Origin of the sequence: Rhizobium sp. F40D2, assembly GCF_051810745.2 — a bacterium.
In the GTDB taxonomy this organism is placed as follows: Bacteria; Pseudomonadota; Alphaproteobacteria; order Rhizobiales; family Rhizobiaceae; genus Rhizobium.
The window spans coordinates 1,106,446-1,127,712 of record NZ_CM131436.1 but is presented as its reverse complement, the minus strand read 5'-3'; the positions used below and the strand labels follow the sequence as shown (position 1 = coordinate 1,127,712).

Annotated in this window: 22 protein-coding genes, 1 tRNA gene and 2 pseudogenes; 16 read left to right on the top strand and 9 right to left on the bottom strand. The window is 61.2% G+C overall.

Annotation, left to right across the window (positions count from 1 at the left end):
* Nucleotides 1-44 precede the first annotated feature (44 nt).
* A complete protein-coding gene (locus tag ACS4RS_RS05420) occupies nucleotides 45-674 on the bottom strand; it encodes a TetR family transcriptional regulator (protein ID WP_439008399.1) in 630 nt (209 codons plus the stop codon).
* 89 nt (nucleotides 675-763) lie between these two features.
* Between ACS4RS_RS05420 and ACS4RS_RS05415 the strand changes: the two genes are divergently transcribed.
* Complete coding sequence (locus ACS4RS_RS05415) at nucleotides 764-1,420, top strand: class I SAM-dependent methyltransferase (RefSeq protein ID WP_439008400.1); 657 nt, start codon at nucleotides 764-766, stop codon at nucleotides 1,418-1,420.
* 103 nt (nucleotides 1,421-1,523) lie between these two features.
* On the opposite strand, the gene yidC is transcribed toward ACS4RS_RS05415, so the two are convergent.
* Genes yidC through rpmH form a run of 3 tightly spaced genes read right to left on the bottom strand, consistent with a single transcriptional unit; the run spans nucleotide 1,524 to nucleotide 3,874 of the window.
* The gene (gene yidC / locus ACS4RS_RS05410) at nucleotides 1,524-3,317 is read right to left on the bottom strand and encodes a membrane protein insertase YidC (RefSeq protein WP_449313992.1); all 1,794 of its coding nucleotides are present in this window, start codon (nucleotides 3,315-3,317) and stop codon (nucleotides 1,524-1,526) included.
* Entirely contained in the window at nucleotides 3,317-3,718 is a 402-nt protein-coding gene (gene rnpA / locus ACS4RS_RS05405; RefSeq protein ID WP_439008402.1) for a ribonuclease P protein component, read from the bottom strand. The genes yidC and rnpA overlap by 1 nt, the downstream gene beginning before the upstream one ends.
* Nucleotides 3,719-3,739: 21 nt before the next feature.
* Nucleotides 3,740-3,874 carry a 50S ribosomal protein L34 gene (gene rpmH / locus ACS4RS_RS05400; RefSeq protein ID WP_003570740.1) on the bottom strand — a complete coding sequence of 45 codons (135 nt, stop codon included), beginning with the start codon at nucleotides 3,872-3,874 and terminating at the stop codon, nucleotides 3,740-3,742.
* A 418-nt stretch (nucleotides 3,875-4,292) separates the two neighbouring features.
* Here rpmH and ACS4RS_RS05395 point away from each other — a divergent pair, with 418 nt between their 5' ends.
* From ACS4RS_RS05395 to ACS4RS_RS05380, 4 genes are all read left to right on the top strand, one after another.
* Nucleotides 4,293-6,290 (top strand): methyl-accepting chemotaxis protein, encoded by a 1,998-nt coding sequence (locus tag ACS4RS_RS05395; protein ID WP_439008403.1) that lies wholly within the window; start codon nucleotides 4,293-4,295, stop codon nucleotides 6,288-6,290.
* 152 nt (nucleotides 6,291-6,442) lie between these two features.
* Complete coding sequence (locus tag ACS4RS_RS05390) at nucleotides 6,443-7,963, top strand: ATP-binding protein (protein ID WP_439008404.1); 1,521 nt, start codon at nucleotides 6,443-6,445, stop codon at nucleotides 7,961-7,963.
* 122 nt (nucleotides 7,964-8,085) lie between these two features.
* Nucleotides 8,086-8,162, top strand: a tRNA-Arg gene (locus ACS4RS_RS05385).
* Between the two features lie 155 nt (nucleotides 8,163-8,317).
* Nucleotides 8,318-8,974: a DNA methyltransferase gene (locus ACS4RS_RS05380; protein ID WP_439008405.1), complete on the top strand. Its 657-nt coding sequence runs from the start codon at nucleotides 8,318-8,320 to the stop codon at nucleotides 8,972-8,974.
* A 56-nt stretch (nucleotides 8,975-9,030) separates the two neighbouring features.
* Here ACS4RS_RS05380 and ACS4RS_RS05375 read toward each other — a convergent pair whose 3' ends face one another.
* Together ACS4RS_RS05375 and ACS4RS_RS05370 are read right to left on the bottom strand one after the other, a co-directional pair.
* Nucleotides 9,031-9,456, bottom strand: coding sequence for a hypothetical protein (locus ACS4RS_RS05375; RefSeq protein WP_439008406.1), 426 nt, complete (start codon nucleotides 9,454-9,456; stop codon nucleotides 9,031-9,033).
* Between the two features lie 284 nt (nucleotides 9,457-9,740).
* Nucleotides 9,741-9,986, bottom strand: coding sequence for a DUF982 domain-containing protein (locus ACS4RS_RS05370; RefSeq protein WP_012755837.1), 246 nt, complete (start codon nucleotides 9,984-9,986; stop codon nucleotides 9,741-9,743).
* A 377-nt stretch (nucleotides 9,987-10,363) separates the two neighbouring features.
* Between ACS4RS_RS05370 and ACS4RS_RS05365 the strand changes: the two genes are divergently transcribed.
* Nucleotides 10,364-10,543: a hypothetical protein gene (locus ACS4RS_RS05365; RefSeq protein ID WP_439008407.1), complete on the top strand. Its 180-nt coding sequence runs from the start codon at nucleotides 10,364-10,366 to the stop codon at nucleotides 10,541-10,543.
* Between the two features lie 42 nt (nucleotides 10,544-10,585).
* Here ACS4RS_RS05365 and ACS4RS_RS05360 read toward each other — a convergent pair whose 3' ends face one another.
* Entirely contained in the window at nucleotides 10,586-11,461 is an 876-nt protein-coding gene (locus tag ACS4RS_RS05360) for a LysR substrate-binding domain-containing protein (RefSeq protein ID WP_439008408.1), read from the bottom strand.
* Nucleotides 11,462-11,575: 114 nt separating this feature from the next.
* On the opposite strand from ACS4RS_RS05360, the gene ACS4RS_RS05355 reads away from it, so the two are divergent.
* Nucleotides 11,576-12,280 (top strand): SDR family oxidoreductase, encoded by a 705-nt coding sequence (locus ACS4RS_RS05355; RefSeq protein ID WP_439008409.1) that lies wholly within the window; start codon nucleotides 11,576-11,578, stop codon nucleotides 12,278-12,280.
* Nucleotides 12,281-12,288: 8 nt separating this feature from the next.
* A complete protein-coding gene (locus tag ACS4RS_RS05350; protein ID WP_439008410.1) occupies nucleotides 12,289-12,897 on the top strand; it encodes a pyridoxamine 5'-phosphate oxidase family protein in 609 nt (202 codons plus the stop codon).
* 63 nt (nucleotides 12,898-12,960) lie between these two features.
* Here ACS4RS_RS05350 and ACS4RS_RS05345 read toward each other — a convergent pair.
* Nucleotides 12,961-13,275: pseudogene (locus ACS4RS_RS05345) on the bottom strand (hypothetical protein); the annotation flags it as partial.
* Nucleotides 13,276-13,614: 339 nt separating this feature from the next.
* On the opposite strand from ACS4RS_RS05345, the gene ACS4RS_RS05340 reads away from it, so the two are divergent.
* The gene (locus ACS4RS_RS05340; RefSeq protein ID WP_439011748.1) at nucleotides 13,615-14,202 is read left to right on the top strand and encodes a hypothetical protein; all 588 of its coding nucleotides are present in this window, start codon (nucleotides 13,615-13,617) and stop codon (nucleotides 14,200-14,202) included.
* A gap of 89 nt (nucleotides 14,203-14,291) precedes the next feature.
* On the opposite strand, the pseudogene ACS4RS_RS05335 reads toward ACS4RS_RS05340, so the two are convergent.
* A pseudogene (locus ACS4RS_RS05335) lies at nucleotides 14,292-14,991 on the bottom strand (class I SAM-dependent methyltransferase).
* A gap of 295 nt (nucleotides 14,992-15,286) precedes the next feature.
* On the opposite strand from ACS4RS_RS05335, the gene ACS4RS_RS05330 reads away from it, so the two are divergent.
* From ACS4RS_RS05330 to ACS4RS_RS05300, 7 genes are all read left to right on the top strand, one after another.
* Nucleotides 15,287-15,607, top strand: a complete 321-nt coding sequence (locus tag ACS4RS_RS05330) for a hypothetical protein (protein ID WP_097624708.1) — start codon at nucleotides 15,287-15,289, stop codon at nucleotides 15,605-15,607.
* A gap of 181 nt (nucleotides 15,608-15,788) precedes the next feature.
* Nucleotides 15,789-16,169 carry a cell surface protein gene (locus ACS4RS_RS05325; RefSeq protein ID WP_439008412.1) on the top strand — a complete coding sequence of 127 codons (381 nt, stop codon included), beginning with the start codon at nucleotides 15,789-15,791 and terminating at the stop codon, nucleotides 16,167-16,169.
* 154 nt (nucleotides 16,170-16,323) lie between these two features.
* The gene (locus ACS4RS_RS05320) at nucleotides 16,324-16,620 is read left to right on the top strand and encodes a hypothetical protein (RefSeq protein ID WP_439008413.1); all 297 of its coding nucleotides are present in this window, start codon (nucleotides 16,324-16,326) and stop codon (nucleotides 16,618-16,620) included.
* A 277-nt stretch (nucleotides 16,621-16,897) separates the two neighbouring features.
* Nucleotides 16,898-17,569 (top strand): class I SAM-dependent methyltransferase, encoded by a 672-nt coding sequence (locus ACS4RS_RS05315; RefSeq protein WP_449313907.1) that lies wholly within the window; start codon nucleotides 16,898-16,900, stop codon nucleotides 17,567-17,569.
* Nucleotides 17,570-17,588: 19 nt separating this feature from the next.
* Complete coding sequence (locus tag ACS4RS_RS05310) at nucleotides 17,589-18,221, top strand: TetR family transcriptional regulator (RefSeq protein ID WP_449313906.1); 633 nt, start codon at nucleotides 17,589-17,591, stop codon at nucleotides 18,219-18,221.
* Between the two features lie 214 nt (nucleotides 18,222-18,435).
* Nucleotides 18,436-19,317, top strand: a complete 882-nt coding sequence (locus tag ACS4RS_RS05305) for an aldo/keto reductase (RefSeq protein ID WP_439008415.1) — start codon at nucleotides 18,436-18,438, stop codon at nucleotides 19,315-19,317.
* A gap of 631 nt (nucleotides 19,318-19,948) precedes the next feature.
* Nucleotides 19,949-21,226, top strand: coding sequence for an alpha/beta fold hydrolase (locus ACS4RS_RS05300; protein WP_439008416.1), 1,278 nt, complete (start codon nucleotides 19,949-19,951; stop codon nucleotides 21,224-21,226).
* The last annotated feature ends 41 nt before the right edge of the window (nucleotides 21,227-21,267 follow it).

The following is a 21,267-nucleotide window of genomic DNA, read 5'->3' as shown; positions in this document are numbered from 1 at the left end:
TTGCAGCCCATTGCTGTCCCTGCGGCCGACAGCCTTGGACCTTATCACGCACCCAGGCTGACAAGGTAGGCGCAGAGCATATCGGCGATTGCCTCCGAATAGGCTTCCACGTCTTCACTCTTCCGCGGCCTTTCGGAGAAATCCTTTCCGACGGTGGTCAGGGTTGTCATCATCACGTCGCCGGCGAGGGCGCGGGCTGCCTCGGGGAGGGCGGGAAGCACCTCCTTCAGGAACGCCTCGATCACGGGATCGCCCGCCTGTCGCGCCTCCCGGGCCTCCGGTGCATCCCTGTAGAGCGGAGCGGCGTCGCCGAGCGCCACCCGGACGGCGGCTTCTTCGCACTCCGATCGAACGAAAGCCTGGACCAATCTGCGCACGCGGCGAAGCGGCGGCTCCGATCGGTCGTTGAGGATCTCACTCAGAAGACCGGTGGTCTCGCGCCACTCGTCGGCCTGCAGCCGGAACAGGATCGCTGCCTTGTTCGGAAAATATTGGTAGAGCGACCCAACGCTGACGCCTGCTTTCTCAGCCACGCGTGCAGTGGTGAAGCGGTGTGCGCCTTTCTGCGCCAAAACCTGAACAGCGGCCTGCAGAATAGCCGAAACGAGCTCGTTCGACCGTGTCTGTTTGGGGTGCTTTCGTGAGGATATTCCGGAGCTTGGGCGATCGGCCATTTCTAGGTTCCCGGATGCGATTAGCGAATGCGACGAATTAATCGTATTTTTTCGATCGGCACAACAACGCTCTCGACAAAGGATTTGCCATGACCACGTTAACGACCGCACCGCTTGCGCCGCTGCTCGAGCTTTTGTTCGAAGAGGCCGACAAGGCGACGAGCCCCGGCCTGGCCGCACTGTCGCAAGAGGAGCGGGCTCGTCTCTTCCACAGCAAGACGGAATACCGCAATTTCTACGGCCTGATAAAGGACCTGTGGCTTCCTGTGTCGCGCCAGACCGGCGAGCTACTCTATATGCTGGCACGCGCCAGCGGAGCACGTGACATCGTCGAGTTCGGCACGTCGTTCGGCATTTCCACGCTCTATCTCGCCGCCGCATTGCGCGATAACGGCGGCGGCCGGCTGATCACCACCGAGTTCGAGCCTGATAAGGTTGCCAGAGCACGGCAAAACCTTGTAGCGGCAGGGCTTGCCGATCTCGTCGAGTTTCGGCAGGGCGATGCGCTTGAAACCCTCGGCGCCGATCTTCCCGGCAGCATCGATCTGGTCCTGATGGACGGCGCAAAGTCGCTCTATCTGGAGATTTTGCAGATCCTGGAGGGCCGCCTCCGCCAGGGCGCGATTGTCATCGCCGACGATGCGGACGCCTGCCCGCAATACCTCGGCTACGTGCGTACGCCCGGCCGCGGCTACATGTCGACGCCGTTTTCCGAAGACATCGAACTTTCCATGCGCGATGCCTGAAGCCGCGTCGGCGCAGGGCGATTGTTCACAGATACGAACAGAAAAGCCCCGCCGGAGCGGGGCTTTTCTGCAGCACTTTAGCCTGCTGCAATATGCAGCTGCGTCATTTCGACGGCGCCGTTTTTCGCCGGAACAGGCCCTTCAGATTGTCGAAGAGCTCCACCTTGACGCCCTGGCGCTTCATGATCACCGACTGCTGGATCACCGAGAGCGTGTTGTTCCAGGCCCAGTAGATGACGAGGCCGGCCGGGAAGCTTGCCAGCATGAACATGAACACCAGCGGCATCCAGTTGAAGATCATCGCCTGCGTCGGATCGGGCGGCGTCGGATTCATGCGCATCTGCAGGAACATGGTGACACCCATGATCAGTGGCCAGACGCCGAGATGCAGGATTGTCGGCGCTTGAAAGGGCAGCAGGCCGAACAGATTGACGATCGTCGTCGGATCGGGGGCCGAAAGATCCTTGATCCAGCCGAAGAACGGCGCGTGCCGCATCTCGATGGTGATGTAGATCACCTTGTAGAGCGAGAAGAAGATCGGGATCTGCAGTGCTACCGGCCAGCAGCCGGCGATCGGGTTGATCTTCTCTTCCTTGTAGAGCTGCATCGTCGCCTGCTGCAGCCCCATGCGGTCGTCGGCGAATTTGGCCTTGAGTTCCTCCATCTTCGGCTGCATGCGCTTCATGTTCGCCATCGAAGCATATTGCTTGCTGGCGAGCGGGAAAAACAGCGCCTTGACGACGATGGTGGTGCACAGGATCGCCACGCCGAAATTGCCGAAGAAGCGATAGAAGAAGTCCATCAGCTTGAACATCGGCTTGGTGATGAAATAGAACCAGCCCCAGTCGATCAGCCGGTCGAACTTCGGGATCGAATAGCTGGCCTCGTACCCATCGATAACGGGCACTTCCTTGGCGCCGGCGAAGACGAGGTTCTTGAGCTCGATCGATTGGCCCGGCGCAACGGTGAAGGCATCTTCCTTGTAGTCGGCCTGATAGCGCGGCTGGCCATCGGCAAAATGCGAGAAGCGGGCTTCATAGGCCGACGTCTGAGGCGGAACGATCGTCGCGGCCCAGTATTTGTCGGTAATGCCAAGCCAGCCGCCCGTGGATTTCGGCGGCATGACGGCTTCCTTCTCGGCGGCAGTATATTTGGTCTCGACGAGCCCGTCATCGCCGATGACGCCGATGAAGCCTTCATGCAGCACGTAGACGGAGGGCGTCGTCGGCTTGTTGTAACGCGTCACACGGCCGTAGGAAGACAGTGATACGGGACTCTGTCCGGTATTTTCGACTTTGTCGGCGACGGTGAACATGTAGCGTTCGTCGACGGAAATCGTCCGGGTAAACGTCAGGCCCTTGTCGTTGGTGTAGGAAAGCGTCACCGGCGTCTTGTCGGTGAGCTTGGCGCCCTCGGGCGCCGTCCAGAGCGTCGAGGCGCCGGGAACGTTGCCCGTGGCGTCGCTGCCGATATAGCCGAGCTCGGTGAAGTAACCGTCCTTGGTTTCCGCCGGGCTGAACAGGGTGATGGTTGGGCTCGAGTCGTCGACGGTCTCGTGATAGCCCTTGAGCTTCAGGTCGTCGAGCCGGGCGCCGGCGAGGTTGATCGAGCCGGAAAGCGCAGGAGTGTCGATGACGACGCGCGGGTTCTTTGCGAGCGCCTGTTCGAGCGTCGCCGTGGCGACGGCCTGACCGGAAGGTGCGCTACCACTCGTCGGGGCCGGCGCCGCGCCGCCCGCTGCGGGCTGCTGGACCTGTTCGGTCTTCTGCTGCGCCTTCTGGGCTTCCTGCGCCTTGCGCTGGGCCTCGATGCGCGGATTCATATAGAGAAACTGCCAGCCGAGGACGATCAGCACCGAGAGAGCGATCGCAATGAAGTAATTGCGGTTTTTTTCCATCATACGTTCCTGGGGCGTCCGTCTCCGGAGCGCCGGGGTTTCGGCCTGGTTTCCACGCGAAATTTCAGTTCCGCGGCCAATTCTTTGAAGGACGCCACAAGCACGTCCCTGCGCGCGACAACCACATAGTCGTGTCCGGGCTGCATTGCAAACCCCGCATGAAGCCGCACCGCCTCTTTCAGACGGCGGCGCATGCGGTTGCGTTCGACCGCGTTGCCATGTTTTTTGGTGACTGTAAATCCGACGCGGGCTTGGCTGTCGGGTTCCTTCCGGTCGAGGACTTCGAGAAGGAAGAGGCCGCCGCGGCGCTTTTCGCCCTCGCGCACGGCAAGAAACTGCGGGCGGCTTTTCAGCCGCCCGACAGCGTATTTTTCTTTTCTGGTCGTCAATTCGCCCGCCATCTCTTTTCGGGCAACCCGGCCTTAAGCCGAAAGACGCTTGCGGCCCTGCGCGCGGCGGCCGGCGATGACCTTGCGGCCACCCTTGGTAGACATGCGCGCACGGAAGCCGTGGCGACGCTTGCGAACAAGCTTGGATGGTTGGTAGGTACGCTTCATTTATTTAAACACCGCGGAGTGCGGCCCTTCTTGAATTTGCATAATGCAAGGAGCGTTGTTTTTCGAACGGGCGGGCCATGAAAGGCCTGACTGACCGAACGTGCGGCGGCTTATACGGACGAAGCCTGCGAAAGTCAATTATACCGGATCATTTCACCTGCAGCTGTCGGCTTGGCAAGTATTTTCGCACTCCGGTATTAATAAATTCGGTCTGCGCCGATTGGTTGTGAAATGCCGGCGCAGCAGATCAATCGCCCGGTTTTCCGGGCTTTGCGCGTCCCGGCCAGGGTCCACATGGATAATTTCCCCGGCCATAATCGTAAATATTGGAAATCTAACTTTAATAAATTTCGCCGATATTCGGATCATCGGCTGGGATTTGCTTTCCAGGCAGTGGCGTAGGTCAGGAGACAGTGCATTGAAGATCCGCGGCAAAATTAATCTGCTGGTATGCGTGATGGGAGCGGTAGCGCTTTTGATCGGCGCAACGGCGCTCTCGGCCATGCACGAATACAATCGCAACCTGACCGCCTATGAGCAGGCGGCCGCCCGCGCCTATGCCGGCGAACGCCTCAACCGCTTCGTTACGGCCGTGGTCATGGAAGCGCGCGGCATTTATGCGGCCAAATCAATCAAGGACACGCCGAACTTCGCCAAGGGCCTGCTGGCCGGCCTCGATGAGATCGACAAGGTCATCGCGGGCTGGGCGCCGCTGGTTCCGGATGACGAGAAGGGCGATTTCGCCAAGCTCGTCGCCCGCGCTGCGGAATTCCGTACCTTCCGTATGGAGACCGCCCGCCTCGGCACCGAAGTCGGCCCGGAGGCCGCCAGCGCCCAAGGCAACAATGAAGCCAACCGCGCCAACCGCAAAGCGTTCCAGGCCGAAATCGATGCGGTCGTCGCCACCGACAAGGCAGCGCTCGAAACCGTCAACACCGAGATCGAAAGCTTCCGCACCTGGGTGCTGATGCTCGTCCTCAGCATCACCGGCATCGGCATCGCGGTCGGCATCGGCATGGGCTTCTATATCGGTACCAGCCATCTGAGCCGCCCGATCAAGCGCGTCACCCGGGCGATCAACGAGGTCGCCAGCGGCAATTTCGACGCCGAGGTTCCCTTTGCCGGACGCCAGGACGAAATTGGCGAGATGGCCGCCGCCGTTGCGGTCTTCAAGGCGAACGGCCTTGCCGTCAAGCGCCTGAACGCCCAGGAGGCGGCGATGCGCGCCAAGAGCGACGACCTGCAGTCGAGCATGTCCGTCGTCGTCGCTGCGGCTGCGGCCGGCGACTTCGGCCACCGCATCAACAAGGACTATGAGGACGAGAACCTCAACCAGTTCGCCGGTAACATCAACACGCTGCTGTCGAGCGTCGATGCCGGCATCGGCGAAACCCGCCGGGTCATCGCAAGCCTGGCCGACGGCGATCTGACCCAGACGATGCGCGGCAGCTTCCAGGGCGCCTTCGCCGAGCTGCAGCAGAACGTCAACAATACCTTCGTCACTTTGCAGGCGACGATGCGCGAAGTGCGCGAGACGACGGAAGCGATGAACGGTAACACCGCCGAGCTGCGCAATGCCAGCGACGACCTGTCGAAGCGCACCGAGCAGCAGGCGGCCGCCCTCGAACAGACCTCGGCAGCGCTCGATCAAATCACTGCCGTCGTCCAGAACTCCACCGAGCGGGCGCATGAAGCAACTGTCATGGTCTCCGAAGCCAAGGACAAGTCTGGCGCGTCCGGCGTCGTCGTGCGCAACGCCGTCGAGGCCATGGGCCGCATCGAGCAAGCCTCGCGCGAAATCAGCCAGATCATCAACGTCATCGACGAGATCGCCTTCCAGACCAACCTGCTGGCGTTGAACGCCGGCGTCGAGGCGGCCCGCGCCGGCGAGGCCGGAAAGGGCTTCGCGGTGGTCGCCCAGGAAGTGCGCGAACTCGCCCAGCGTTCGGCAACAGCCGCCAAGGACATCAAGGCGCTGATCACCAAGTCGGGTGACGAGGTCCAGGTCGGCGTCAAGCTCGTCCAGGCGACCGGCGAGGCGCTGGCGGAAATCGGCACCCGCGTCATCGCCATCAACGACCATATCCATTCGATCGCCACGGCTGCGACCGAGCAGTCGACCGGCCTCAAGGAGGTCAATACCGCCGTCAACCAGATGGACCAGGTGACCCAACAGAATGCCGCGATGGTCGAAGAGACCTCCGCCGCCACGCACAGGCTTTCGGCCGAAGCCGGCGGGCTGGTCCGCCTCATCTCCCGCTTCAAGCTGTCGGATGATGCGCCGGCACCGGTGGCACTGGTCCGCAACGAGCCGCAAAGGCCGGTCGCCTCGCCCGCCCGCCGGGCGATCGCCAAGGTCGCCCGCGCCTTCGGCGGCAACGCGGCCGCCGCCGAACAGAGCTGGGAAGAGTTCTGATCTGTTATCGATCATGCGCCTTGAAACGCCGCCTCCGGGCGGCGTTTCTTTGTGACGACATGACGCTGCGCGCAAAGATTTGAAAGCGGAGCCTTTTGGTCTAATATAGAATTCGAGGGCGGCCGAAGTGCTGCCGATCGGGCGAGACGAAAATGCCGGTACAAGATCAGGGCGACAATCCTTCGGCGGATAATACCGCAGCCGGCGAGACCGCAAGGGCGTCATGCCCGTCTGCCGGCATGTTCGGCGGACTGTCGGGCAAGCTGCTGTGGCTTACCGTCTTCTTTATCATGCTCGCCGAAATCCTGATCTTCTTCCCCTCGGTCGCCAGCATGCGCATACGCTGGCTGGAGGACAGACTGAACACGGCCGCCGCCGCTGCCATCGTCATCGATGGGCTGCAGCCGGTCGAGCTGCCGCGCGCGCTGCAGAAGGAGACGCTCGAGGCGACCGGCACCAAGGCGATCGTGCTGCGCAAGGACGGCACTTCGCGGCTCTTGGCGACGACCGATATGCCGACCTCTGTCGATGAAGCCTATGATCTCACCGACGTGCCGCCGGCAACGGCGATGCGCGATGCGCTCGACACCTTGATCTTCGGCGGCAGCCGGATGATCCGCGTCTACGGCCCGGTTGGCGACACCAATACCGGCGTCGAGGTGGTGATGAAGGACAGGCAACTGCGTACCGCGATGTTTGTCTATTCCCGCAACGTTCTCCTGCTGTCGGTGCTGATTTCGCTGTTCACCGCGACGCTGATCTTCTTTACGATCAACCGCATCCTGATCGGCCCGATCCGCCGGCTGACCGGCAGCATGCAGCAATTCTCCTCCGATCCGGAAAACCCTGCCCATATTTATATCGGCGATGGCGGCCGCGACGAACTGGCGGTTGCCGGCCGTAACCTCACCTCGATGCAGATGGAGCTGCAGAAGACGCTGAAGCAGCAGAAGAACCTCGCCGCTCTCGGCCTCGCCGTCTCCAAGATCAATCACGACATGCGCAATATCCTGGCCTCGGCGCAGCTGATGTCGGACCGGCTGGTCGATGTCGACGATCCGATGGTCAAGAGCTTCGCACCGAAACTCTTGCGCACCATCGACCGCGCCGTCGGATATACCACCGAGGTCCTGTCCTACGGCAAGGCGAGCAGATCTGCCCCGCGCCGCCGCCATATCCTGCTTTCGGAGCTCACCCAGGACGTCAAGGACATGCTGGCGATCGATCCGCAAAGCGGCATCGAGTTCACCGAGCAGATCGGCGCCGATCTCAAGGTCGATGCCGATGGCGAGCAGCTGTTCCGGGTCATACACAATCTCTGCCGCAACGCGCTGCAGGCGCTGACGGCGCCGGGCGAGGCTGCCCCAGGCGCTCTCCGGCGCATCACCGTCGCCGCCCAGCGCGTCGGCAGCGTCGTCAGCATCACCGTGGATGATACCGGCCCCGGCATGCCTCTGAAGGCGCGCCAGAACCTCTTTGCCGCCTTCCGGGGCTCTGCCCGCTCCGGCGGCACCGGCCTCGGCCTGACGATCGCGCGCGAGCTGGTGCTCGCCCATGGTGGCACGATCGCGCTGGTGGAAAAGCCGACTGTGGGAACCCAGTTCCGCATCGAGATCCCCGATCGCCCGGTTTCGCTGGAGGATTACCGCAGCCGGACGCACAGCGAAAAGTGACGGGCTTCCGAAAGCCGCGGCCGCAAATTATGAAACGCGCGATTTTTTCCGAAATGCTCTTGCATTGTCCCGAAGGACGCTTTAGAGGATCGCCCACGCAAGCGGCACCGCCGCAATTGCACGCACCCGTAGCTCAGCTGGATAGAGCACCAGACTACGAATCTGGGGGTCAGGAGTTCGAATCTCTTCGGGTGCGCCACTTCCTTTTTATCAGCTTTAATTCCGTTCGGCGCCTGAAGGGTAACGTCATCTGACGTGTTACTCTGATACTATACGTAAACTGACCAGCATTTTTTTCCACGGTCCCAGCGGAGGAACTGTGTCTGGTGGCAGTTGTCTGCGGAGTAGTTTGCCGTGACAATTTCAGAAATATTGACCGTCTCCAACCGACATCAATTTCCCTTGCCGGACTTTCAGAACGGGGATGAAATCAGGTTTCCCGGCGCTTTGGTGTCGGCATTGCTTGATCGGTTTACAAAATCAGGAGACGCCGTCTTCGATCCCTTTGTCGGCTTGGGAACGACTTTCTTTGTCTGCGAGCAAAGGGGCCGAATCCCCTATGGGATGGAAGCCGACCGGCAGAGATATGAATGGGTCAAGCAGCACATCACGGCAAAGCATCATCTGATCTGCGGTGATAGCGCAGAGCTGGCAGCCTTCGATATTCCGGAGATGGATTTTTGCATCACATCGCCGCCATACATGCCCCATTGGCATAAATGGAACCCGCTTTACAACGGCGATCCGGATTATGTCGGCTATGAGGTTTATCTGAAAAGAATGCAGGAAATATACGGCCGGATCTGCAAACGCATGAAGACGAACGCCTATCTTGTCGTTCAGGCCGACAATCTGACCAACGAACAATTCTCTCCCCTCGTCTGGGATCTGGGAAGAGCTTTGTCGGAGGTCATGACGCTTGAGGGGGAAATTATGGTGAATTGGTCCGAAGCCGTGGAAAACGGCAACCGGTTCACACAGTGCCTCGTGTTCAAGAATGCAAGCGGATGAAAAGTTCGCCGCGATAGCCGCTACAGTCTGTGCCCCCAAGGCAGCGAAGCGAAAAACTATTGCTCGGCCGGGAAGTCTCTTTCATAGGCTTCCCTTTCTTCCTTTCCGATCAAGGATGAGTAATAGCCGCTGCAAACCAGATATGAGCACTCATCCGGGTTGCCCGTTTGCCATCCCGGCTGGCAGAGAACGACGCGACGGAATTTGGCGTTGCAAAGTCCGTGGTTTGCCAAGAGTCGCGGATCGTTTCCGAAATACGCGCTTATGGCGTCCTCGCGAGTCCATGCGGGAACGACTTTCCAATCAGCGGCGCCGCCCTCAGCGCTCACATTGCCGGTCGCACAGAACGACCAATTCGATATCACGACCGGCTGATCGCAGGGAAAAGCCTGGACGGCGCTTCCCAGCAGGATCGAAATCAATGCCAGCAGCCCCTGGCCATAGACCATCGCGCCCTTCTTCCTTATGCCGACCTTCCGCATCCTGCCCTCCACCGCGTTTCCTGTCCCTGACGGGATCAGGCTCAAAAGACGTCCTAAGATTATTTTCCTAGTTCATGAAACGTTCCTACGCTGGATTGCTCGCAGTTGCAACCATGGAATGTTGCATGTCGAAGAATATGTGGCGATTGGCGATTCGGACGCTTGGGCCGGTCTTTCCCACCGCACGCGTGGAAGAACGACAAAAGCCGCCCCAGTGCCGGAAACCGCCGGCTCGTGCCCCTCGGTGGAGGCATCAAGCCCAACAGCGTCCAAATGCCCTGGCGCTACTCCTTGATCGGGATGCCGGCTTCGATTGCAGCGTCGATAAAGGCCTGCCGCGCCTCTTCCCGGTTTCGTTTGCCCGACATGACATCGGCGCAAACCGCGCAAGCCCGATCCAGAGCCGGGCCCTCCTCGGTCGGCCAGTCTTCGACCAGTGCCCAGGTTGCGGCCTGGGTCGTCTGGATCACCACCCATTGATCCGGGCCTTCAAGGGCGAGTGTCACCGGCTTCTTCCAAATGGTTTGCATTGTCTGAGGATCTCCATTGCGTGCTCTCTCTGCCGCGCCCTCACATAAGGCGGTTTATCCCGCGTGGCGAGGCGACGGCTTCAACGAGACGCTTTTTCCAGCAAAGCCGATTGTAGGCTTATAAGGCGCCTCTCAAAAATCTTGGGCGAATTCGCACGCCGGCAATGTTTTGCCCGGCAAGGCGTCCCTTGGCGGGCGACAACCCAGATTTTCAGTCCGGATGCTTAGGTTCGGAACGGCATTGCCACCTTAAGTTCAGCTTTCGATCTTTTCGAAAGTGCCGCCAGATGACTAATTGGAGGTCGCTGTCCGGCTCGGATAGAGCGGCTCCCCTTGTCGAGACAGAGCATCACAGTCCTGACGGCGGCAGGAGAGCCATGATCGCAGCCTATATCGATGAAATCATCATGTTTTGCGCCGGCCTGTGGATGACCTCGGTGGGCTTTGGTTATCTGCCACTGCCCGGCTACTCCGCCAACCCGCCTCTGGTTCGTCACTTCAAGTGGATGGGTCCAATGAAGCTCGTCATCGCCATCGTATTGGCCTCCGCCTCATAGGCTCGCTATTTTCCAAAGGGTAAGTTTGGCGAACGCCGCGGTTTAGTCGAGCGACAGCCGCGCCGCGCACCAATGCCATACCGCATCGACCGCCTTTCGCGGTGATGACGCGCGTTTGCGGATAAGGAAGTAGTCGGGTTCGATGGTCGTCGCCGCATCGATCACCTGCACCAGCCGCCCCGCCTCGAGATCGGCCGCCACGAACGCCCGGCACGCCAAGGCGACGCCCTGGCCGGCGAGGGCGGCGTCGAGCGCCAGCGTGGTGTGGTTGAACACGGCACCCGGCAGCTTGTCGTGCGATCGCAGCACCAGCGGCCAGGGGCTGACAGCGTCATGAAGAAGCGGCAGCTTGCGAAGTTCAACGGCCGTCAGCGGAAGGGGCATGTCCTTGACAAGGTGTGGGCTGGCGACCGCGACCAGTTCCTGGCGGAACAGCAGCCTTGCTTCCAGTGAGGCCGGAAAAGGCCCGCGGGTCAGCCGCACCGCAATGTCCACCTGATCGCGGTCGAAGTCCGACAGCGCCTCGGTAGCGACCGTCCGCAGTTCCACGTCGGGGAGGGCGGTCTTGAACTCGGCGAGGCGTGGGATCAGCAGCTTGGCGGCGACCGTCGGGGTGACGCTGATCGTCACGGCGTCCGGCCGGGCGAGAAGCCGCCCGGTCGCCTCACCGAGCGTATCGAAGGCGCGGGTCACATCCGCCAGATAGGCAGCGCCCTGCGGGGTCAGAGCCAGGCCGCGCGGCAGGCGCTGGAACAACATCAGGCCGAGCTGATCTTCCAGCGCGCGGACCTGCTGGGCGACCGCACCCTGCGACACTCCCAGCTCCTCGGCGGCGGCGCGGAAATTCAACCTGCGGCCCGAGACTTCGAAGGCGCGGAGTGCATTCAGCGGCGGCAGCTTGCGGCGCGGTTGGACCAATGAGATTTCCGGCTATTCCAGTAGAATTTCTACAGTCTGACACGTTTCTTTCTGACGCGAAAGCCGGCACTGTCTCTGGCATACTGCTTCGCAAATCAATTGTTGGAGGCTCCGATGTCTACCGAAAAAGTCGCTCTCATCACCGCAGGCGGTTCCGGCATGGGTGCTGCCGCTGCACGGAAACTGGCTGCGGATGGCTATCGCATTGCGGTGCTCTCCTCGTCGGGCAAGGGCGAAGCGCTCGCCAAAGAATTGGGCGGTGTCGGCGTCACCGGCTCGAACCTGGTAAATGATGATGTGAAGCGGCTCGTCGATCTGGCAATGGGGAGATGGGGGCGGATCGACGCGCTGGTCAACTCCGCCGGCCATGGACCGCGCGCCCCGATCCTCGAAATCACCGACGAGGACTGGCACAAGGGCATGGAGGTCTATTTCCTCAGTGCCGTGCGGCCGATCCGGCTGGTCGCGCCGATCATGGAGGCCCAGGGCGGCGGCGCCATCGTCAACATTTCGACGGCATGGGCTTTCGAGCCATCGGCGATGTTCCCCACCTCGGCGTTCGCCAGGGCTGGGCTGGCGAGCTTCACCAAGATTTTCGCCGACACCTATGCGGCAAAGAATATCCGCATGAACAACGTCCTGCCCGGCTGGATCGACAGCCTGCCCGCCACCGATGAGCGGCGCGACAGCGTGCCGATGGCTCGCTATGGCACGGCCGAGGAAATCGCCGCAACGGTTGCCTTCCTGCTGTCTGATGGCGCCGGCTACATCACCGGACAGAACATCCGCGTCGATGGTGGCATCACCCGTTCCGTCTGAGGCAGGCCATGCAGGCAGATCATGACGCCATCCCGTTGAGCCTCGCTGATACAGACGCTTCCGCATGGCGAGAGCTGGAAACGGCTGCGGCAAGCCCGCAGTCGGGTTTCCGATACTTGAACCTCTGCTCCGTGGATGCAGAGCAGAGGCCGCAGGCGCGCATGGTGGTCCTGCGGCGCGCCGACGGGTCACTGCGGGTTCTGGAGTTTCATACCGATACGCGCAGCCTGAAATGGCGGGAGCTTTCGGCAAATCCCCACGTCACGGTCCTCGGCTTCTGCGCGCAGACGCGGCTGCAGTTTCGTCTTCAGGGGACAGTCGAACTGCATGCCCCCGGCAGCGATCAGGCAAACGCCGCCTGGAACAAGCTCTCCCGCTGGACGCGGACGACCTACACCGGCGGTCCGCCCGGGGACGAGTGCGCCTTTGACGTCATCAATGAGGCGGCTCTTCCAAAGCCTGCGCATGAGGCGGAGGGAAAGCTGCACTTCGGCCTGTTGATCTTTCGTGCCCGGACGCTGGACTGGTTCCAGTTGCGAAGGCAGGGCAATCGAAGGGCGCTGTCGACCTATGACGAGGCGGGCGTTCTTGCGGCCTGCCGATGGGTCAATCCATAACACGGGGGCCTGACATGAGGGGCCAAGATGTGGGGTGGGCCATGATATAGGATGGGCGCACCCTCATGGACGCAGCCAGACGACGATCGAAGCTCCCGGAACGCCCAACTGCTCCGCCATCGCCTCGGGATCTTTTCCATCCGTGCCCGTCAGAACAATGCGGCCATCCATGATCGGCTCCCTCATCCAGGGTTCCACGACGACCTTGTCGTTGATCAGCAACTGCGTTTGCCGTTCCAATGCGGCTTGCGTGAAATCGCGGAATTTGGCGGCGCTTTCCGGCGTGAGGACACTATTCAGCCCCCGGTCGTGGGAGATGGGGGTCCGGCCGACCTCCGCGCTCTTCAGCTCGAGCGAGACGGGCGCGATCGCTTCAGCCCATGCCGGAGTGGAGAGCGTGACGCAGACGCAAAACCGGACAACTCTTTTCCAGTGCGGTGATTTCATGCTGGCTGGCCTCTGACATTCCTGCCAACACCTTACCAGGAAGACCTCGGTAACTTAAGATGGAAACTAAGAATATTTTCCTATTCGTCGGATCGTGCTTGCGCTAGGTTGCCCCGCAATTGCAACCGCGGAGTGCCGGATGTCGCGCAAATTTTCCCCCGTTGGCGAGGTGATCGTCTGGACGAGCTTCGGCCGTCGCCTGCAGAATTCCCGGCCTCGCAAGGTTGGCGTCATGCCGAAGGATTATCCGGAAACGAGGGCGAGGGGCTGATGGTGGAGTTCAACCCGCGCGACAAGAGCCGAACCAGTGCCGGAAAGACGCGGGCTATGGTGCGCAAGCATACCGCTCCGCCCGGCGGGAGCGATGATGGCAGCCTCCGCTGGCAGTGGCTGACGATCCAACTGCTGGAATCTCCGGCATTCACGACATTGAGCGCCAATGCCTGCCGCGCCTTCTTCCGCATCGTCATCGAGCACACCGCCCATGCCGCCTTGGAAAACGGCAAGCTTGTCGTGACCCATCCCCAGTTCGTGTCCTACGGCGTCACCGGCGAATATGTTGCCGATGCGCTCGACGAGCTGGAATATAAGGGGCTGATCAAAATTCGCCGCGGTCGGGCAGGCAGCGGGGTCGCGCATCCCAACCGCTTCACCCTGACATTTGTCGGCGACCATGAAGGCGCGCCAGCCACCGACGAGTGGAAGCGCTGCACGGCCGAAAACTGCCGGAAATGGTCGGAGATCGATCGCAAGCTTGCCGCCGATAAACGTGGGCGCGTCGGCCGGAAGAAAAAAACGCCACTTCGGAATCCCGAAATTCCACCGCTTCGGGATCCTGAAATTCGCCGTGCTTCGTGAGTTCTGACCCTTAGGAAATAGTGAAGGATTTCAATGCCGCAACCAATTTCGGGATTCCGAAGTGCTATATAGAGTTTGGTGGGAGTTATTTAACGAAGGCACTTTGCCACGATCAGGAACTCCGTCTCCCGCCCGCCGATCTTTCCGGCCGAAGCTGTGCGAAGCAGCAGCCCGAAAGCCTCATAAAGCCAATAAAGCGGGGGAATTCGGTCCTTGAGCGCATGCACCTGGGTCGACACATATTCGCCGACGAAGACGATATCCATGCCGAGTTCCTTCAGCGTCCCGGCGATCTCGGAATGCGATGCCTCTGCGGCGTGCTCGACGCGGAACGGGGCATAACCCGGCTTTCCCGCGTTTTTCTGCCGCAGGACGTAGCGATAGAACAGGACGTGGGTCCACCACGGCGTGAGGTCGGTGAAGATCCCTTTGGCCGAGTTCAGGATCGGACCCTTCACGAACACGAGCCCACCCGGGAGACAGGGTGTCATGGGCTCTGAGCAAGGCGGAGCGCGGGCTTTCCAAATGCTCGAGAACGTCCCAGAAGACACAGGCGTCGAAGCGGCGGTCTCCGTAGTCGATGGTTTGCGCATCACCGAGGATCCGCTCGGAAGCGTCGCGGTTTTTCTCGAGCTGCTCCTTGGAGATGTCCAGCACCGTATATCTGGCGCCTTCCAAGGGAATATGGGTGCGAGAGCCGCCGCCAACCTCAAGAATATCAGTGTTGATCTTGCTGGAAAAGGCTGATCGCGCGTGAGACAGCGCGTCGTTTACCCACGGCGAAGCCATAATCTTCCTCCCCCGGAGAGATTAGCGTCTGCGACTATAAGTAAGCATTTATATAATATTTTAGCAATATTTAAACTTTCGAAGCCGGCTTGCCTAAAGCGCGTCGCGTCAAACTTGATTCATGCGACGCGCTTTAGCTCTTTGTTTTTACGCATTTCGTTGCCGCAAAAGCGCTTCGCGCTTTGCCTGGGAAAACCGCGGCACACTTTTGCGCGACATGCTTTAGTTTCGCGCAACCTTGCTGCTGTACCCGCAGGTCTGATGAGTCTCAGAGGCGCTTCGGCCGGAGGAATGCATGATGGTGGGAATTTTTCGGGCTCTGGCAGTCCTTGCGATGATGACGGCGCTTGCCGGCTGCATCGACCATGCCAATGATCCGGTGCTCCTGGCGGTCGGCGTGCCGGTCAATCCGCCTGCTGTTGCGCACGGCATTTGCATGACCGACGGCAACGCGATGTATGACGAGGCGAGAAAGCAGTATCAGCTGCGGGCCCAGCTGACCGGCTATGCTCAGGCCGACGAGCTGGAGGCGGAAACGATAGCGCGCGCCGCGGCCCACCGGCAATATGTCGCCTGCCTCTCCGGCCAGGGCTACCGGACATTATACGCGAATTGAGAACAGAGAATTTAGAAGTCTGCTCCAGCACCGTTTGAGCCTTTAGCCGATCGCACCTTTTCGCCGATTTGGTCACGCCGGATCGCCTGCAATCACGAGTTTTGGAAGTTGGATGCGAGCGGGGAACTCGGCGGCTGGAAAAGGCATTTTCATCAGGTAAATCCACGAAGGAGGGTTTATCATGAAGATGTTCAGACTGATCCCTTCCACCGCAGCGCTCAGTGCCTTTCTCGCCCTCGCGTCGATCGCGTCGATCGCGCCGGCGCAGGCAGCGCCCGTTCAGGTGGTTCGGCCGCCCGATATCCAAGCCGTAAAAATGGTGCAATATAAACCACATGCCGGATCCTGGCATGGCTATCAAGGGTTTCGCACCGAGCGCCCCGGCACCCGCCGCCATTCCGATGGCTACTGGTATCCGCTTGCCGCCTTCGGCGCCGAGCCCGGTACCACGGGCTCCATTGTCCGCCAGCCGGTGAACAGACCGGCGACCCCGGAAATGTGCAACCCTACGTTTTCTGGATCGATCGGCCCCGGCAGCATGCCCTGCGATAACGGCTATTGAGCCGGCACATGAAAGAGGCGGCGATGAGCCGCCTCTTTCTCGATCATGGGGCCGCTCACATATCCGTGACCTCCATTTTGGCGCCGTAGTATGTGACAGATCGCCTTCCTAACTCCGGGGCGTAAATTCGCTGAATCCTCCCAAGGAGACGATTATGACCACCACCTTCAAGACCGGCCTGGCCGCCGCCGCCCTCAGTGCAATCCTCGGCCTCTCTGCCTTTTCAGCCACGGCAGCTCCCCTCCAGTCGAGCGCGACGGAGCAAGGTGCGACAGCGCGCCCTGTTGCTCAGGAAACCAAGGTTGAACATGACAGGCGCACGACCGGTTCGATCGGTGAGCGTGCGGAAAACATGGGTTCGACACACTATATGATGAACCCGAAGAAGCCTCTCAACATGGATTGCAAACTCGGCTTCAACCCGACGAGCAGCTCCAGCTGCAACTATTGATGAGGTGCTCGGCCGTTCGCGGCCGACTTTGTCGGCAATCTGGAGGCGGCCTTTTTGGGCCGCCTTTTCGCGGTAGGGTGCCGGTGCAACCGTCCTCCATCAAATCTTGCATCAACTGCAAAAATGCAATAAGTAAAAATTAACGGAGAGTTCGGCAGGAAAAGCTGCGCAAATCGTCTGTTCACACAGGTGTTTGATGCGTCCGCCTTGGAATTGCCATGCTCGCCGCGCTGGTCGCGTTTCATAATCAATCGAATTTCAGACAGGTAGGATAGTCATGACCGCAAAGGCTGCATGCGCCGATTTCCTGCATTTTTTCCGCTCCTGGATCAGCAACCCGCTTCGCGTCGCCGCCATCGCGCCGTCGGGCGATTCGCTTGCCAGGATCATGACCAGTGAAATTGCCGCGCTCGACGGTCCGATCATCGAGCTTGGCCCCGGAACCGGCGTCTTCACCCGGGCGCTGCTGGCGCGCGGCGTCAGCGAGGCGGATCTGACCCTGATCGAGTACGGTCCGGAGTTCATCACCGCGCTGCAGGCGCGTTTCCCGACGGCGCGCGTGTTGCAGATGGATGCGGCCCATCTCGCCCATGCCGATATTTTCGAGGGCGAACCGGTCGGCGCCGTTGTCAGCGGCCTGCCGCTTTTGTCGATGTCGCCGCGCAAGATCGCCTCGATTCTGGCCGGCGCCTTCGCCTATATGCGGCCGGGCGGGGCGGTCTATCAGTTTACCTATGGTCCGCGCTGCCCGGTGCCGCGGCCGATCCTCGACCGTCTGGGCTTGAAGGCAGTGCGGATCGGCGGCACGGTGCGCAATCTGCCGCCGGCCTCCGTCTACCGGATTTCCCGCCGTAAACCGCTGGAACTGTCGCGCGAGCGCTTCAGCTATGGTGAGAGCGGAGCCGAACTCGATGATATCGCCGCTTTCTCCAACGAAACCGGCGGCTGAACGATGATGCCGGGCTGACATGGCTGACAGCAAACGGGCGGCGACGGAAGGCAGGCGGGACCGCAAGCGGCGGCAGACGCGCGAGCGCATCGAGCAGGCGGCGATGAACCTCTTTCTGCAGCGCGGTTTCGAGGCCACGACCGTCGAGGACATCACCGAAGCCGCCGACGTTTCCAAGCGCAGTTTCTTCGATTATTTCCCCTCCAAGGAAGAGGTGGTTTTTGCCTGGCAGGATAGTTTCGCCGACCGGCTGATGGCGGCGATCGCCGCAAGGCCGGCAGAAGAGCCCTTGGTGGCTGTGGTCGAGGTGGCGATCACCGCCACCGTCATCGCCTCTATCGACGAGCGCGGCCTGGCGCTCGGTGAACTCATCCATCGCACGCCGGCGCTGAAGGCCCGCGACCAGCTGAAATATGCCAGGCTTGAACAGCAGCTCGCCGAGGCGCTGCTTCTGCGCAAGGGGAATGATCCGGAGGAGCGGTCGCGCATGCGAATTCTTGCGGCGGTCGTCATCGGCGCGCTGCGCGTCGGGGCCGAACTCTGGCAGCAGCGCCCGCCGGGTGCCGCGCCGCAGGATTTTGCCAGGGAAATCTTCGCCGAGCTCTGGAGGATCCTGGCGGAATTCGGCGACGAGGCGACGGCCAGGCTTTGATGTCGGTCGCTGATACCGCGCGCCTGCGGCATTTTCGGTTCCGTCCCTGTCCGTGCCCGCGGCGCCCTCCTATATGTGCAAGCGTCGTAACGGCCACAGTCTCGACATCACCGCGATCGGCGGATCATCACCACGCGCCGATGGCCGGTGAACCCGGCGGCACCGCGCCGCTTCACCGACTTTGACGATTTCATTGACCAGGAGAGGAAAGATCATGTCGAGTCACAACGCAGCCAAGTCAGGCACCTTCAAGATCGGCGGCGAGATCGAGGTCAACCGTCTCGGATTCGGCGCTATGCGCATCACCGGCAAGGGCATCTGGGGCGAGCCCGACGATCATGCCGAATCCATCCGCACGCTGAAGCGCCTGCCGGAACTCGGCGTCAACTTCATCGATACTGCCGATTCTTACGGTCCCGATATTTCCGAATGGCTGATCAAGGAGGCGCTGTATCCCTACGGCGGCAAATCCGTCGTCGCCACCAAGGGCGGCCTCACCCGCCACGGCCCCGATATCTGGCTGCCGGTCGGCCGTCCGGAATATCTGATTCAGCAGGCGCATAAGAGCCTGCGCAATCTGGGGCTCGAGCAGATCGACCTCTGGCAGTTGCACCGCATCGATCCGAAGGTGCCGGCCAAGGAGCAATTCGATGCGATTAAATCGCTCCTCGATGCCGGGCTCATCCGTCATGCGGGCTTAAGCGAAGTCTCCGTCGCCGACATCGAGGCGGCATCGAAGCACTTCAAGGTCGCCACCGTCCAGAACCGCTACAATCTCGTCGATCGTACCAGCGAAGATGTGCTCGATTACTGCACCAAGCACAATATCGGCTTCATCCCCTGGTTCCCGCTGGCCGCCGGCGATCTCGCCAAGCCCGGCTCGCTGCTCGATACGATCGCCAAGAAGCACAAAGCCGTGCCGAGCCAGATCGCGCTCGCCTGGGTGCTGAAGCGCAGCCCGGTGGTGCTGCCGATCCCGGGCACCTCCAAGGTCAAGCATCTCGAAGAAAACGTAGCGGCCGTCGATATCACGCTGTCGGAGGAGGAATTCTCGGCGCTCGACGCTGAGGGCCGGAAGGTCTTTAAGGCGGCTTGAGGAAGCTGACCGGCGGAGCCGATCCAAGCCCCCTCCCCAACCCCTCCCCACAAGGAGGAGGGGCCAACATGCCGCACCGCTTCAAGTAGCGGTCGATCGCACCAATGCGTCGAACGGTAACAGCTGACAAAGACCTTCTCTTTTGATCACCGCCGGAAGCCGCAGCTTAGCCCCTCCCCCTTGTGGGGAGGGGTTGGGGAGGGGTCTTGGGTTGGGCGGATGGCGGGCGAGCGGCGACCGCCAGGTCCAGGCCACATTTTTCGGCACAATTTTGACCATTTGGTCAAACGTGCCGCAAAATGAGGCGGCTCTCTGCCGTTTCCTAGGCAAGCATTGCGCTGAGTGCATTGCTGCATTGCGGTATTTTCGCTATTCCCGATGAAGTGAACGCGGTACATATATCTCCGTAAGCAGCGCACTCCTCCTCCCAGCGCTCTTACATCGGACTGACAACACTCCTCCTCCCAGTTGTCAGTCAGGATCAAGAGCCTGGCGCACCTCCTCCCGCGCCAGGCTCTTTTCTTTTGTCCCCCCAGGCATTCCACCGCGCGCAAATTTGACTCGGCAAGTACCGTCAGCCTATTTGAACGGGCGCCGCCTGTCCGGTGCGGGAACCGGTTGGAGTTTGATCATGATCGGCAGATGGCGCGGCCCGCGGGCGGCTCTGACAGGTCTTCTGCTGGCGGCGTTCGCGCTTGCCGGCTGCGGCGGCAGGCCGGTCGGCGTCATGCAGGCGGCCGGCAGCGTGCCGCCCGGCACGTCGAAGGTCGATCTTCTTGTCGCGACGACGCGCGCTGCCGATGATAATCCTGCCGTGCTTTTCTCCGGCGAACGCGGCACCGGGCTTACCGTCAACGCCGTCGATGTTTCGATCCCGCCGGAAGCCAATCGCAAGGTCGGCCAGGTGCAATGGCCAAAGCGGCTGCCGGCCGATCCGCTGCGCGATTTCGTCACGGTGTCGGTTGATCCGCTCGAAGGCGAGCGGGCGGGCGAGACCTGGCTGAAGGGCCATATGCCCAGGAGCCGCCGGGTGCTGGTCTTCGTGCACGGCTTCAACAATCGCTATGAGGATGCCGTCTACCGCTTCGCCCAGATCGTCCATGATTCGCATGCCGACGTCGCCCCCGTCGTCTTCACCTGGCCCTCGCGCGCCAGCATCTTCGATTATAATTACGACAAGGAAAGCACCAACTATTCCCGCGACGCGCTGGAAGAGCTGCTGACCCGCACCGCCGCCAATCCCGCCGTCAGTGACGTCACCATCATGGCCCATTCGATGGGCACATGGCTGACGGTCGAAGCGCTCCGCCAGATGGCGATCCGCAATGGTCATGTCGCGGGCAAGATCAACAATGTCATCCTCGCCTCGCCGGATCTCGATGTCGACGTCTTCGGCCGCCAGTTTGCAAGCCTTGGCAAGGACAGGCCGCATTTCACCATCTTCGTCTCCAGGGATGACCGGGCTCTGGCGCTGTCACGGCGCATTTCCGGCAATGTCGATCGCCTCGGCCAGATCGATCCTTCGGTCGAGCCCTACCGCAGCAAACTGGAGGCGGCCGGCATCACCGTGCTCGATCTGACCAAGCTCAAGGGCGGCGACCGGCTGAACCACGGCAAATTCGCCGAAAGCCCCGAGGTGGTGAAGCTGATCGGCGACCGGCTGATTGCCGGCCAGACGATCACCGATTCCAATGTCGGCCTCGGCGAGGCCGTCGGCGCGGTGGCGATGGGCGCTGCCCAGACGGCCGGAAGTGCCGTCAGCGTCGCCGTCAGCACGCCCATCGCCATCTTCGATCCGCGCACCCGCCGCAACTACGACGCCCAGCTGAAGCGGCTCGGCCGGTCGGTTGACAATACCGTCGGCTCGGTCGGCGACAGCGTCGGCGCCGGCCTGCCGGAAAGCCAGTAAAAATTCCACAAAGCAATTCCAGCAAAAGCGCATGGCGGTTT

Coding starts and splice junctions, on each gene's coding strand:
- ACS4RS_RS05420 (WP_439008399.1), bottom strand. CDS start 674: ATGGCCGATCGCCCAAGCTCCGGAATATCCTCACGAAAGCACCCCAAA.
- ACS4RS_RS05415 (WP_439008400.1), top strand. CDS start 764: ATGACCACGTTAACGACCGCACCGCTTGCGCCGCTGCTCGAGCTTTTG.
- yidC (WP_449313992.1), bottom strand. CDS start 3,317: ATGGAAAAAAACCGCAATTACTTCATTGCGATCGCTCTCTCGGTGCTG.
- rnpA (WP_439008402.1), bottom strand. CDS start 3,718: ATGGCGGGCGAATTGACGACCAGAAAAGAAAAATACGCTGTCGGGCGG.
- rpmH (WP_003570740.1), bottom strand. CDS start 3,874: ATGAAGCGTACCTACCAACCATCCAAGCTTGTTCGCAAGCGTCGCCAC.
- ACS4RS_RS05390 (WP_439008404.1), top strand. CDS start 6,443: ATGCCGGTACAAGATCAGGGCGACAATCCTTCGGCGGATAATACCGCA.
- ACS4RS_RS05375 (WP_439008406.1), bottom strand. CDS start 9,456: ATGCGGAAGGTCGGCATAAGGAAGAAGGGCGCGATGGTCTATGGCCAG.
- ACS4RS_RS05370 (WP_012755837.1), bottom strand. CDS start 9,986: ATGCAAACCATTTGGAAGAAGCCGGTGACACTCGCCCTTGAAGGCCCG.
- ACS4RS_RS05365 (WP_439008407.1), top strand. CDS start 10,364: ATGATCGCAGCCTATATCGATGAAATCATCATGTTTTGCGCCGGCCTG.
- ACS4RS_RS05355 (WP_439008409.1), top strand. CDS start 11,576: ATGTCTACCGAAAAAGTCGCTCTCATCACCGCAGGCGGTTCCGGCATG.
- ACS4RS_RS05350 (WP_439008410.1), top strand. CDS start 12,289: ATGCAGGCAGATCATGACGCCATCCCGTTGAGCCTCGCTGATACAGAC.
- ACS4RS_RS05340 (WP_439011748.1), top strand. CDS start 13,615: ATGGTGGAGTTCAACCCGCGCGACAAGAGCCGAACCAGTGCCGGAAAG.
- ACS4RS_RS05330 (WP_097624708.1), top strand. CDS start 15,287: ATGATGGTGGGAATTTTTCGGGCTCTGGCAGTCCTTGCGATGATGACG.
- ACS4RS_RS05325 (WP_439008412.1), top strand. CDS start 15,789: ATGAAGATGTTCAGACTGATCCCTTCCACCGCAGCGCTCAGTGCCTTT.
- ACS4RS_RS05320 (WP_439008413.1), top strand. CDS start 16,324: ATGACCACCACCTTCAAGACCGGCCTGGCCGCCGCCGCCCTCAGTGCA.
- ACS4RS_RS05315 (WP_449313907.1), top strand. CDS start 16,898: ATGACCGCAAAGGCTGCATGCGCCGATTTCCTGCATTTTTTCCGCTCC.
- ACS4RS_RS05310 (WP_449313906.1), top strand. CDS start 17,589: ATGGCTGACAGCAAACGGGCGGCGACGGAAGGCAGGCGGGACCGCAAG.
- ACS4RS_RS05305 (WP_439008415.1), top strand. CDS start 18,436: ATGTCGAGTCACAACGCAGCCAAGTCAGGCACCTTCAAGATCGGCGGC.
- ACS4RS_RS05300 (WP_439008416.1), top strand. CDS start 19,949: ATGATCGGCAGATGGCGCGGCCCGCGGGCGGCTCTGACAGGTCTTCTG.